Here is a 12862-nt window from a genome sequence, read left to right as displayed (position 1 = left end):
GGATTATTACCAAGTACTAACAATATTTGTTTTCCCTTAATTTTTCACACTCCTTGTCCATCTATTTTGTCATACTTGATTGAATCAGTAAACATTCATTACTTTTAAAAGAATAAAACCTAAGTAAAGCAAGCAAAAAAATTGCTCATACTAATACTTAGGCTATAATTGATTTAAAGGTAATACCACGTCTATATACTTATATTCTAGATAATTATATAGACAATGTCAATGACAACTAAAAAATAAAGTCAAATAAATGTTATTATTTATACACTGCACATACAACACCTTAAATAAACTTTAATTAGCTTCTTAAAATTAACTTAGATACTTTTCTTCAAAAACATTTATTGCCAACGGCTTGCTGAATAAATAACCTTGAACTGTTTCAACCCCATATGAACACAGCGTAAAAAACTGCTCTTCTGATTCAATTCCTTCCGCTATCATATCCACCCCTAATCGATGACAAATTTTTGAAATATATTCCATGATTATCTTAGTTCTTGGATTTAATGCAACATTACTAATTAAGCTCTTATCCAATTTTAGAATATCAAACTCAGCATCCGATAATAATGCTAAATTGGCATACTCCGTTCCAAAATCATCAATAGCTACAATAAATCCAGCACTACGAAGTTTTGATATTACCGTTTTAATTTCAAAATTCTTTTCGTCATGTACTCGTTCTGTTATTTCTATTTCTATATATTTAGTAGGTATTTGATATTTTTTACAAGTTTCTAAAATACGTTCAACAAAAGATTTACCACGAAGTGATTCTATAGAAAAATTTATTGAAAGCGGAATTATCTTCATTTCTTTATCTAACCAATATTTTATTTTTTGACAAACTGTATCAAGAACGAAAAAATCAATAAGATCAACTAATTCTATCCCTTCTAATAATGGTAAAAAGAAAAGTGGCGGAATTAATGTCCCAGCATTATCACAGTAACGTATCAATGTTTCTGCTCCAACACTGAGCGATCTTCACATAAAATTTTAGGTTGTAGATAGACAACAAAATGACCGTTTTCAATCTCAGATTCTAGATAATCAATATTAGTGAGATGCAGCATCTCATCGCTATGGTGACGATACCGTCTGGAAATCATATGCTTATGATAAAATTCTTTTTTATTTTCATACATCCTTGCATCTGCCTCAGCAATCATCTCATTAATATTACCTACTGCATTAGTCCATTGTGTTCCTATCGCTACTTGACAAACTGGTTTTTTAGAAAAACTTTCACTTAATTCTTTAACTCGTTTTTCAAATGACTCTTTTTTTATGCTTTGACAAATAATAATAAATTCATCCCCACCAATACGATAAAAATCAGCTTTTTTAAATACCATTTTCATACGTCTAGCACATTCAACCAATAATGCGTCACCAACTTCGTGTCCAAATTGATCATTTACATCTTTTAAACCATTTACATCTAAATAAATAATTCCCAATGAAGTATCCATATTAAAAAGTTTTTGAGTATCTTTAATATAACGATTACGATTATAAAAGGTCGTTAAATTATCATGATAACTCAAATATGATAATTTTTTTTGACTCTCTGCATGTTGTAATGCTAATGAAACGAAATAACATAATGTTTGAAGCAATGAAGCAATATTAATAATTTTATCTGGAGGTGGATTATCAACTCCTAAATAACCTGCCAGTTCGCCATTTTGTTCCAACGGAGCTACACTAAGCTAGTTATTGACTGACTGTCTAGTATTTCATATTCTTCCAATGAAATTTCTTTTATTTCTTCTAAATTTTCAATGATTACACATTTATCATTTTTAAAATAAGGAATCCACCGATCAATCATTGCAAGAGGAATTCCTTGTAGGGTGTTTTTTTGTGATATAATATTTTCCGCACACCATTCATAGTCATTATACATTAGTTCATCTTTAATATAGATTATGTATGTTCTTTCTGCTGATAAAAAATTCCCAAGCTTTCTCAACACTTCAATAATTGCAGTACTAACGCCATTTTCACGATATAATATACCAATACATTCTGTAATCGTTTTTTCAGCCTCAAGTGTAAATTTTAACTGCTGTTTTTCTATCTCAGATTCTGTAGTATCAAAAGCAATTTCCATTCTTGCAACCTTACCATCCCACTCAATTAAACGATCTTTTAACAGGTAATGCCGTTTAGTTAGCGGATTAGTAAATTCTCAAGTATAATTTTCCTCTTCTTTCAAATAGCAGTTAGTACAAAATTACAAGGCGCATCTCTTCCTTGTAAGACTTTATAACATTTTTTCCATAGATTGAATCAACCTCAAATATTTTCATTCCGGTTTCATTAATAAATAATAAATCATAAGTTTCTAAGTCAACAATATATAAAAGTTCAGAAATATCATTTAAGGGAGCGCGCATGTTTTCAGCCAGTCTTGCAAGTTATACTTTACGTTGTTTATTATTTTCTTCCTCTTTCTCTAATTTTTTTCGTATTTTTTCTTGTTTAGTATTATACTTATAAATAAAAAACACTAGTATTGCTAACGCTAGATTCAAAATTATTAATGTTCCTTCTGCTGAATACACGCTCTTTTCAGAATACAATTCCGTAGAATGTACCGTATCATCTGCCAACTCAAAAAAGGCTTCACTATAAAAATATAAATTCCCATTATCTCTGCCTTCTCGAACCAAATAAATTTCTTTTTTTAACCCCTCCCAATCAAATTTCATTTGAGTCATATTTTCTTGGAAATCATCAGAAGCTAAACGAATCAAACCAAGTTCACCATGTCCAGTTTGTAGTTCATCAATAATATCATCTATTTTTTTTCACTAATTTGTCATTTGGCTTATTACTTAATTCTTGTTTGATCAATCGTTGCGTTGCACCACGAACAACACCAGTATAATTGATAACTCTGGCATTTCCTTGAAGATTATGAATTACATAAATCGAAATAATACTAGATAACAATAGTGACGTAGTTAGAACAATTAAAAATAATTTTCTACGCATAAAGGAATCCTCCCAAAGAATTATCTTTTTACACTTTATAAGCAGTTATATTATATTTTCCAACAGTATAAAAAGAACATTCAAAATTTAATCATGTTCTTTTACTCGCTAAATATTTTAAAACTAACCTTTATTTATAAGTATACTCTATTGCACTCTTATACGAAAATTTAACCATAATTTAACATTTTTTGTATCACACTAAAAAAGGCCAATTCGGCCATTTTTAAAATTTGTATGTAACTTAATCGATTGGCAAATTCAATAATTTCCAGCTCAAATCAATCATCTCTGGTTCATCCATCGAATTTTTTATTACTACTTTCCCTTCATGATTTTCTTTCTGCAATAATTTTTTTCCTGCTAACTGCCGCTTTAATTCACATGAAGTTCCATGACTGCCATCAATAATCTGTATTCTTCGCTCTCCTAAAAATTCTTTTAAATACGGTCTTAAAAAGGGGTAATGCGTACATCCTAAAACAATTGTTTCAGTAGTATCATTTAAATAAGGGACAAGTGTTTCATTAAAATATGCTTCTAAAAAGCTCCCATTCAAATTTCCATGTTCTACAAATTCCATTAACCCCTTACATGATACTGGTATTATTTTGGCACGGTCTTTATAGATATCTAGCAGCCGGTTAAACTTTTCTTGTTTTATTGTCATAGGTGTTGCCATTACTAAGATTTCACCACCATGGTTTGATTCAACTGCTGGTTTAATTGCTGGTTCAATTCCAACTATTGTTAAATCAGGATACATTATTCTAAGCTGTCGAACAGCTGCACTTGTTGCAGTATTACACGCTACTGCTAATCCTTTGATCCCTAATTTTAATAATTTATCAACGATAGCAAAGGTTAAATCTCTAATCTCATCTACTGATTTGGTTCCATAAGGAGCATTTAAAGAATCACCATAGTATATAAAATCTTCATGAGGCATTATCTTTATCGCCTCTTTTAAAACACTTAATCCCCCTAAACCAGAATCAATGAATCCAATTGGTAAATTTCTTTCTTCATTTATTTTCATTCGTGTTCTCCCCTTTATCTAGCACTTGATTAACATCTCTAAAATTAATTGCATATTAGCACTTGTATCCAATCTTGTAAAGTACCTTTGAATTAACAATTACATGAATCATTAATAAAAAACTCCTTTATTACCGTATAATAATTATTAAAAACAAGATAATATATTTGATTAAAGCAAATTAAAGCCGTTCATAATAAAAAATGAAGGAGTGATAAAATTATGCCATATATTTCAAATGTATATGCAAGACAAGTATTAGATTCAAGAGGTTTTCCAACAATTCAAGTTGAAGTAACTACGGAAAGTGGATTTTCTGGAAGTGCGATTGTTCCAAGTGGTGCCTCAACAGGAAAATATGAAGCCTTAGAATTACGCGATAACGATGATGCACGGTATCGTGGAAAAAGTGTATTTAAAGCAATAAACAATGTGAATGAGACTATTGCCAAATTAATTAAAGAAAAAAGTGTATTAGAACAACGAGAAATTGATTTAGCAATGATTCGCTTTGACAATACAGAAAATAAAGAAAAATTAGGTGCTAATGCCATGCTGGCAGTATCTTTGGCGGTTGCAAATTGCGCTGCAAACTATCTTGAAATTCCATTATACCGTTATTTAGGCGGTTGCAATGCTCATGTCTTACCAACCCCGATGATCAATATTGTAAATGGCGGAAGCCATGCTACTAACTCACTAGATTTTCAAGAATTCATGATTATGCCAATCAGTGCCAATTCTTTCTATCAAGCAATGGAAATGGCAACAAATGTTTTCCATACTTTAAAAGATATTTTGAAAAGAAGTAATCTAGCAACTTCTGTGGGTGATGAAGGTGGATTTGCGCCTAATCTCGAATCCAATGATGATGCCCTAGAATTAATCATTAAAGCTATTAAAGAATGTAATTATGAACCTGGCAAAGATATTTCAATTGCCCTCGATGTAGCTGCCAGTGAACTATACCAGAATGGTATTTACACAATTAATGGTAAACAATATACAAGTGATGAATTAATTAAATATTACGAACAACTTGTAAGCAAATACCCTATTATCTCTATTGAAGACGGTTTAGATCAAGAAGATTATACTGGTTGGAAAAAACTTACTAGTAGACTAGGAGCTAAAATTCAATTAGTTGGTGATGATTTATTTGTTACTAATACCAATCGGTTAAAAGCCGGAATCGCAGGAAACTATAGCAATAGTATCTTAATTAAATTAAATCAAATCGGTACTTTAAGTGAGACTATTGATTGTATTGAAATGGCTGTAAAAAACCAGATTGCTCCAATTATTTCACACCGTTCTGGTGAAAGTGAAGACACTTTTATTAGTGATTTGGCAGTCGGTTTAAATATTGGACAAATCAAGACTGGTTCGATGTCTCGTAGTGAACGTATTTGTAAATATAATCGTCTATTAAAAATTGAAGATGATCTTGTCGGTAATTCATGTTATCAAGGAAAGATCAATAATAAATAATTTATCTCTTAAATAATTCAATTAAATAACTTAATTAGTTTTAATTTAAAAATGGTAGCGATATTATCAATAACATCACTACCATTTTTAACAAAAATATAAATTCTTTTATAATAAAATGTTATCTTCGTTCATAAAACAATCACTTATTCCATTATAACTTAGTGATTTAATCAACTTTAGTTTTATTTCATAATCATGAGTAGTTTCAAAAAGACGAATTTCCTTTCTTAAAATTGTAGGAATAATCGTCATATGATAACGATCTATAAAATCTTTTTCAATTAATTGTGAAATCAGATTTGTGCCTCCATAAATCCAGATATTTTTTCCTACTTATGATTTTAAAAGATTTAAAAATTCGTAAGCATCATCATTAGTAAATTTAATTTTAGCTCCATTTTCATAATATTTGTGTGTAAAAACATAAGTAATCAAATTGTCATAGACCCACATCTCAGGTGACAATTCTGTTACAATTTGATGATAAGTATTCCATCCCATAATTACTGTATCTATATCTTTAAAAATTCTTGATTGCTATTTTGATTATCTGAATTAACACCTTGCCCATGTAACGCCACATCTCCACGAACAATATAACCATCAAGGCGTATTGCAACATATAAAATTATTTTTCTCACTAATTTCTCCATTTAAGCATGCTCTTCACATAAACTGTTTGTAATTTACACTTTCAAAACATTCTATTGCCTTTCATCAAGATATTTTTCTATTTCCGCAAAAGTTAATTTACGCACTTCAGTTCCCGAATACTTAATATATTTATCCATTTTAAATATTAGTGCCATTTCTTTCATACTTTATCACTATTTTTCTTTAGATACTCTTTCAAATAACCAGTACTACTAAAAATCTTATAAGAAGTTCTCCATTATTATTTTCAATTCGATATATCACACATGTTTTTTTAACTATAATCAGCTGTACATAAATACATCTTAGCAATTTCAAGGCTTTTAAATGGAAAAGTCCACCTTTATAACCCTCGTTTAAATCACATTCTATACAGATATTTCTTCCACACGTTCCACAAATATACTGAGTATGTTTTTCTAAACAAACTAGCGAATTTAATAATGACGTACAGCGTCTTTCATCCACATAACATTCTTGACACATTTTTCTTCCTACTTATTTAAGTTATATAAATAATTTATCCATTTCGAGGAATTTCTTTTAGTTTCAAAAGCTTTGTATCCCTTATGACTATAAATATATTCTATTTTCCATTGGCCTGAACCTACTTGCTTCTCTTCAAGGAGGTTCTTCAACGGAATCGTACGTTGATCCCACCATAAATTTCGTTCATTTACAATATATACTAAATCTGTCAATGATAACATATATGCTTGAGGAAACATGATTTTATCAATATATTTACTAATGCATTGCTGATTTGATAAGCGCTGATACATATTGTGCTTTAACATATATACAATTCCCTGTTCAATCAGTTGTTCGACATGAGAATCAGCATTTTTAATATATTTAGCATAAGTAATCAATGCTCGTACAGTTTTACCAATCCCAATATAACATGGTGTAGCTTTCATACATCCGCCATGTTTGCAAATTTCTCCATATCGCCAAGATGTTCTTTGATTTCTCTCAAATACTTGATATCTTTTTATCCAATCTAGAGCATTCTGTGCTTCATTACTCTTTGCCATTTGCAATCGAGTATATGCTTCTAAAAGCATTGCATTGTAACAAGGAACAATGCAATCACCTTGTCCATTATATGAAAAACCTTCATCAGCAGCTAAATTATTAGATATAAAATCAATGATTTTTTGAGTATATGGCAATTGTTCAATAAATGGTATTTCTGATAAACAAATAAGTCTAAAAATATTAAAGAAGGAACTGTCTTCATAATCTCTTGTCAATTTTTCAACTAATTTAGATTCTTTTAATAATTCAGATATTTCTATTTCAGAAAAAGCTTCACCATGCTCAAAGCTTTTTCTTAAAATCAAAGCACTATCTATAGCTTGTTCTTTCATTAAAATTATTCATCCTTTAGCCATTTTTTTAATTCAATAAACACGTTTTCCATCCTCCGGCTTGTCTCACCAAATAACTCGTTATTGATTACCGGCAGCTCCTCATTGCCAAAAGAACGTTTATCTATATATGTTTGATACCACAATTCAATTTGAATTGCCTCACAATTTTCAACACTGGCTCCATAATATTTAGTAATATAGCCTCCTGCAAAAGGATTATTTTCAGTCACTTTAAAATTTTGCTTCTTCATCATTTTTTTAAAGAAATTTGTAGTTTTAGAAGTACAAGCACGACCATTATCATTACCAAGAATAATATCCGCGCCATAATTCAATCCAAAGCTATGCAAATCAATTAAATAAACTTTTTTAAAATATTTTTGCTTCTCTAGCAATGCTTGTCTAATCGCCTCATGATAAGGTAAATAATAATCAGCAATCCGTCTTTCAATTTCTTGTACTGATAATTCGTGATTATACATTAAAGCTCCTTGAGTGGTTTTTGTATAAATTAGATTTGTCTTATAAGAACTACCTTTTTTATCATTAATATCACGATTCACATCAATCAAATGCCGGTTCATATTATTAATAATAATTGTGAACCCTAATTCTTTTAAAAAGCCATACAGTTTTGGTAAATACCAATCAGTATTAGGAAAAATAACATCGTCCATTAAATTTTCAGCCATTTCAGAAGTTATATATGTTCCACTATGCGGTAAGCTGATTACTACAGGCAGCTCATGCAACGATGTATTAATTGTATACATCGACTGTTTATCTTTTAATATCTGTATCATACTATTCCTCTCATATTTTCCCATCTTAATTTAGTTTAAAAAAAGTGATAACTATATTTTATCATTTACCCATATGTAGATCATCAACAAGTAGATGATGTGTTTGAATTAAAAATGGTAAAAGTATTTCATCATCATATTAGAAATATTTTCTCTAGTCGAATAAGAGAGTCTCATTATCCTTCTTACCAAAGTTAGTGTGTAATATATGTTAATATGGTATCCTAGACTGTAATGAAAATTAAAATACATTATTTCCTAGTGAATCAGTAAATATTCAGTTTGTTCTTTTGCCATTTTTGTAGCCAACTGGATATAGTCTTCTATCTTTGGCTGTATTGCAACTATGACTACTTCAAATAATCCAATCTCTAGCTCTAAATATGTAAGGGCTGTGTCGATTTGATCATATAGAACGATTTGACCGTCAAAAAATCAGTACCTGCATGCCTCTATCTCACTTGCATATTTACTTACTGCATAGGTCAAAACCATTGTGAATGAATAATTTTGCTCTCAAATTCTTTTTTAAATTCGCAGTATCTACTTCTAAGTTCAGACAAAAACATTGTTCACTACTATCTCAAAAAAAACTGACAATACATTGATCTTTTCCAATTATTAGGGGCAATTATTTTATATAATTCCATCCTATTTCTCCTTTAATCGTATAGATACAGTTTACTCTTCTCAGCTTTTTAACACAACAATAATGATATAAAAAAGATTATCACAATCTTGTTTTAACTATTTATACTGATCTTTAAATTGTTATAAAAAAATAGAAGTTCTGAAATAAACTATTCTTCATTTGGAGACCCAAATAACTGAGTTCATTTCAGTTCTTCTACTTCTATTTATTAAACTGCATTTTATAAAAGGTTGCATATTGGCCATTTTTTGCCAATAATTCATCATGTGTTCCTTCTTCTTCAATTCCTTTTGTAGATAATACACAAATGCGTTTAGCATTTTTTATCGTTGATAAACGATGGGCAATAACTAACGTTGTTCGATTTTTGGCCAGTGATTCTAATGATTGCTGAACAATATGTTCACTTTCATTATCCAATGCACTTGTCGCCTCATCAAAAATTAAAATTGGAGGATTCTTTAAAAAAACCCGAGCTATACTTAATCGCTGTTTTTGCCCACCAGATAGTTTCACTCCACGCTGACCACAATCAGTATCATAGCCATCTGGTAATTCCATTATAAAATCATGAGCATTTGCTTTTTTAGCAGCCTCAATGACTTCTTCATCTGTTGCGTCAAAGCGACCATAACGAATATTATCTAAAATTGTTCCAGCGAATAAATAAACATCCTGTTGGACAATCCCGATATTTTGACGTAATGAATTTAATTTAATATCTTTAATATTTTGTCCGTCAATAAAAATATCACCCTCACTAACTTCATAAAAACGTGGCAGTAATGAGCAAATGGTTGTTTTTCCTGCCCCTGAAGAACCAACTAAAGCAATATACTCACCAGGAGCAACTTTTAAATCAATGTCTTTTAACACATAATCACTTTTTTGATTGTATCTAAACCCGACATGCCGATACTCAATGGCTCCTTTAACATCTAATAAATTATGAGCATCTTTTTTATCCTTAATATCAGGTTCAATTTCCAATATTTCCATGAATCTTTCAAACCCAGTAATCCCATCTTGAAATTGCTCAGTAAAATTAATAAACTTTTTAACTGGATCAATAAGATTATTAATATAAAGCAAGAATGCAATTAAATCAGCTGTATTTAATCCATCATTAGAAATAAAAATAGCCCCAAAGAAAACCGCTGCTACAGTCACCATACTAGTAAAAGCACCTAATCCTGAATGAAATTTTCCCATATAAAAATAACTATTTTTCTTACTGCTTACATAACGACTATTTTCATCATGAAACTTAATAATTTCATGACTTTCATTCCCAAAACTTTTTACCACACGAATTCCCGATAAATTATCTTCAATTCGTGCATTAATATCCCCTACTCTTTGTTTATTTCGCTTAAATGCTCTTTTCATTTTACGATTGTAATAATAAATAAATGCACCCATCACTGGAATAAAAGCAAAAACAATTAAAGTTAATTTAAGATTAATTGTTGCTAAAATAATAAATGCACCAAAAAATTTAATAAATGAAATAACAATGTCTTCAGGACCATGATGATAAAGTTCAGTTAATGAAAACAAATCGTTTGTTAAACGTGACATTAATTGCCCCGTTTTTTGTTCATCATAAAAACTAAATGATAATTTTTGATAATGTTGAAATAATTCATTACGCAGATCACGCTCCATATAAACCCCCATCACATGACCTTGATATGCCACAAAATAGTTACATAAATACTCAACAATAACTAAAACTACCATAAAAATCCCTAATTTATATATGATGCCCATTTCAAAATTATCAGCTATTAAAACTGTTCCTGTAATGTAGCGAATAATCATTGGAAAAACCAATGTAATTCCTGCAGCAATCATTGCACAAAACATATCTGCTAAAAATAATTTTAAATATGGACGGTAATACGATAAAAATTTTTTAGATCTCTCACTCATTATTCAACCTCCTTCTATACTCTTTATTTCACCATATAATAACATATTTATCCAATAATTTTAAGTATTTTATCCAAATGTTAAGATTGTGTTAATTTATTTTACAAATAATTTACAATTACTTAACATTTCTATATTATGTTTGTGTATAGGAGTGTGATTTTATGACGTTAGCGGACATTGATTGGCCGATGATACTTGCAGGTTTAGGATTGTTTTTATTTGGAATTGAGTACATGGGCGATGGTTTAAAAGGATACTCAGGTGATAAAATGAAAGATATCATCGATAAGTATACTTCTAGTCCATTCAAAGGTATAGTAATAGGTGCATTTGTAACTTGTTTGATTCAGTCAAGTTCAGGAACAACAGCATTAGCAATTGGTTTAATTCGTTCTGGTTTGATGACCCTCGAACAATCAATTGGAATAATTATGGGTGCCAACATCGGAACAGTTATTACGTCCGTATTTGTAGGGTTAAAAGTATCTCAATATGCAGTATACTTTATTATCCTTGGGGCAGCTTTTTTAATGTTTTCAAAAAACAAAAAAACAAAATATATGGGACAAATCATCTTTGGATTTGGATGTTTATTCTATGGTTTAGAGTTAATGGGAGATAATTTAGCAAATATTTCAAAAGTCCCAGAATTTACACAAGTAGCGAATTATCTATCACAAAATCCATGGTTAGGATTATTGGGTGGAACATTATTAACAACAGCAGTTCAATCTTCAGCAGCGGTAATTGCAATTGCTCAACAGATGTACGGTGCTGGAGCAATCGGTTTATCTATCGCTTTACCATTCCTTTTTGGAAGTAACATCGGTACAACGATTACTGCCGTATTAGCTTCATTTGGTGGAACAGTACCAGCTAAACGTGCTGCTTTCTTCCATGTATTATTCAATGTGGTTGGATCACTATTATTTATGATCGTCTTATCGCCATTCACGCTCTTGATAGAATGGCTTGCTGGAGCATTAAATATTTTACCTGAGCTACAATTATCAGTAGCTCATGGAATCTTTAACGTTGTAACTACGGCATTCTTTTTTCCTTTAATACCAGCAATCGTAAAACTTATCAAAAAAATCTTACCGAGCAGTAAAAAAGAAATAAATATGGATTTAAGCGAATTAGATCAAAATGTTGTTCAGTTATTCCCGAGTCATGCTTTAGCTATTGCTAAAAACAAGATAATCGAGATGGGTCATATTACAATTGAAGCAGTTGAAGGAATTAGAGCTTATTTTGAAACTAAAAACCCATTAGCTAAAGATGGTGTTTATGAAATGGAAAATGCTATTAATACACTAGACAGTAAAATTACTGAGTACTTAGTTTTGATTTCGCATGAAACTCTAAATGACCATGATTCTAATGACTATTTAGCAAATATGAAAACTATTAAAGATTTTGAAAGAATTGGTGATTTATGTATTAACATTGTTAAATATTATGAAGCAATCTATGATGAAAAAGAAGATTTTTCACCAGAAGCTCGTGAAGATCTAGAAGCGATGATGGATATGGTCATTGATATGTTAAATCACGCAGTTAAAGCCTTTGATACTCATGATTTGGATGATATTGTTTATGTTGACGACAAAGAAGCAGATTTAGATTACTTCAACAAAAAAGCTAAACAGCGTCATATCAAACGAGTTGGTCGTAAAATTGAAAATTCAGCACTAGTTAATTCAACTTACGTCGATATTCTTGCTAATCTCGAACGAATGGGCGATCATTGTCAAAATATTTCTGAATCGTATTTATTAGATGAATCAGCCTATCTTAACGAAGAACCAGAATCAGCGTTTTCAAAGTAAACCGTGTTTTACACGGTTTTTCTTTATTGTTTGGATAAAAAATGATAATCTAATAA

Annotated in this window: 16 protein-coding genes; 2 read left to right on the top strand and 14 right to left on the bottom strand. The window is 30.2% G+C overall.

Going from position 1 to position 12862, the window contains the following annotated elements; translation table 11 throughout:
* Positions 1-321: 321 nt before the first annotated feature.
* The 7 genes from KTF99_RS17060 to murI all read right to left on the bottom strand — a co-directional run bounded on the left by KTF99_RS17060 (position 322) and on the right by murI (position 4057).
* Positions 322-972, bottom strand: a complete 651-nt coding sequence (locus KTF99_RS17060) for an EAL domain-containing protein (RefSeq protein ID WP_009009084.1) — start codon at positions 970-972, stop codon at positions 322-324.
* Complete coding sequence (locus KTF99_RS17055) at positions 969-1712, bottom strand: GGDEF domain-containing protein (RefSeq protein WP_081723936.1); 744 nt, start codon at positions 1710-1712, stop codon at positions 969-971. The genes KTF99_RS17060 and KTF99_RS17055 overlap by 4 nt, the downstream gene beginning before the upstream one ends.
* A 5-nt stretch (positions 1713-1717) precedes the next feature.
* Complete coding sequence (locus tag KTF99_RS05670; protein WP_003538163.1) at positions 1718-2131, bottom strand: hypothetical protein; 414 nt, start codon at positions 2129-2131, stop codon at positions 1718-1720.
* Positions 2132-2243: 112 nt separating this feature from the next.
* A complete protein-coding gene (locus tag KTF99_RS17050; RefSeq protein ID WP_003538162.1) occupies positions 2244-2417 on the bottom strand; it encodes a hypothetical protein in 174 nt (57 codons plus the stop codon).
* Positions 2418-2438: 21 nt separating this feature from the next.
* Positions 2439-2777, bottom strand: a complete 339-nt coding sequence (locus tag KTF99_RS17045; RefSeq protein WP_226814473.1) for a hypothetical protein — start codon at positions 2775-2777, stop codon at positions 2439-2441.
* A gap of 40 nt (positions 2778-2817) precedes the next feature.
* Complete coding sequence (locus KTF99_RS05660; protein WP_003538160.1) at positions 2818-3018, bottom strand: hypothetical protein; 201 nt, start codon at positions 3016-3018, stop codon at positions 2818-2820.
* A 244-nt stretch (positions 3019-3262) separates the two neighbouring features.
* Positions 3263-4057, bottom strand: a complete 795-nt coding sequence (gene murI, locus KTF99_RS05655) for a glutamate racemase (RefSeq protein WP_003538159.1) — start codon at positions 4055-4057, stop codon at positions 3263-3265.
* A gap of 222 nt (positions 4058-4279) precedes the next feature.
* On the opposite strand from murI, the gene eno reads away from it, so the two are divergent.
* A complete protein-coding gene (gene eno, locus KTF99_RS05650) occupies positions 4280-5548 on the top strand; it encodes a phosphopyruvate hydratase (protein ID WP_003538158.1) in 1269 nt (422 codons plus the stop codon).
* A gap of 108 nt (positions 5549-5656) precedes the next feature.
* Here the strand turns inward: eno and KTF99_RS17040 are convergent, their stop codons facing one another.
* The 7 genes from KTF99_RS17040 to KTF99_RS05625 all read right to left on the bottom strand — a co-directional run bounded on the left by KTF99_RS17040 (position 5657) and on the right by KTF99_RS05625 (position 10971).
* Positions 5657-5818: a hypothetical protein gene (locus KTF99_RS17040; RefSeq protein WP_233520908.1), complete on the bottom strand. Its 162-nt coding sequence runs from the start codon at positions 5816-5818 to the stop codon at positions 5657-5659.
* Between the two features lie 66 nt (positions 5819-5884).
* Complete coding sequence (locus KTF99_RS17035; protein ID WP_008791784.1) at positions 5885-6052, bottom strand: hypothetical protein; 168 nt, start codon at positions 6050-6052, stop codon at positions 5885-5887.
* A gap of 11 nt (positions 6053-6063) precedes the next feature.
* Positions 6064-6204: a hypothetical protein gene (locus tag KTF99_RS17030; protein ID WP_003538154.1), complete on the bottom strand. Its 141-nt coding sequence runs from the start codon at positions 6202-6204 to the stop codon at positions 6064-6066.
* A 196-nt stretch (positions 6205-6400) separates the two neighbouring features.
* Positions 6401-6691: a hypothetical protein gene (locus tag KTF99_RS05640; RefSeq protein ID WP_003538153.1), complete on the bottom strand. Its 291-nt coding sequence runs from the start codon at positions 6689-6691 to the stop codon at positions 6401-6403.
* Positions 6692-6699: 8 nt separating this feature from the next.
* Positions 6700-7578: a hypothetical protein gene (locus KTF99_RS05635; protein ID WP_003538152.1), complete on the bottom strand. Its 879-nt coding sequence runs from the start codon at positions 7576-7578 to the stop codon at positions 6700-6702.
* 5 nt (positions 7579-7583) lie between these two features.
* Complete coding sequence (locus KTF99_RS05630) at positions 7584-8384, bottom strand: N-formylglutamate amidohydrolase (protein WP_009300620.1); 801 nt, start codon at positions 8382-8384, stop codon at positions 7584-7586.
* An 853-nt stretch (positions 8385-9237) separates the two neighbouring features.
* A complete protein-coding gene (locus tag KTF99_RS05625) occupies positions 9238-10971 on the bottom strand; it encodes an ABC transporter ATP-binding protein (RefSeq protein WP_003538150.1) in 1734 nt (577 codons plus the stop codon).
* A 164-nt stretch (positions 10972-11135) separates the two neighbouring features.
* Between KTF99_RS05625 and KTF99_RS05620 the strand changes: the two genes are divergently transcribed.
* Complete coding sequence (locus KTF99_RS05620) at positions 11136-12806, top strand: Na/Pi cotransporter family protein (protein WP_003538149.1); 1671 nt, start codon at positions 11136-11138, stop codon at positions 12804-12806.
* Positions 12807-12862: the final 56 nt, after the last annotated feature.

It is taken from the genome of Erysipelatoclostridium sp. MSK.7.34, from assembly GCF_019041935.1.
GTDB lineage: Bacteria > Bacillota_I > Bacilli_A > Erysipelotrichales > Coprobacillaceae > Thomasclavelia > Thomasclavelia ramosa.
This window is presented reverse-complemented; position numbering and strand designations above follow the sequence as displayed.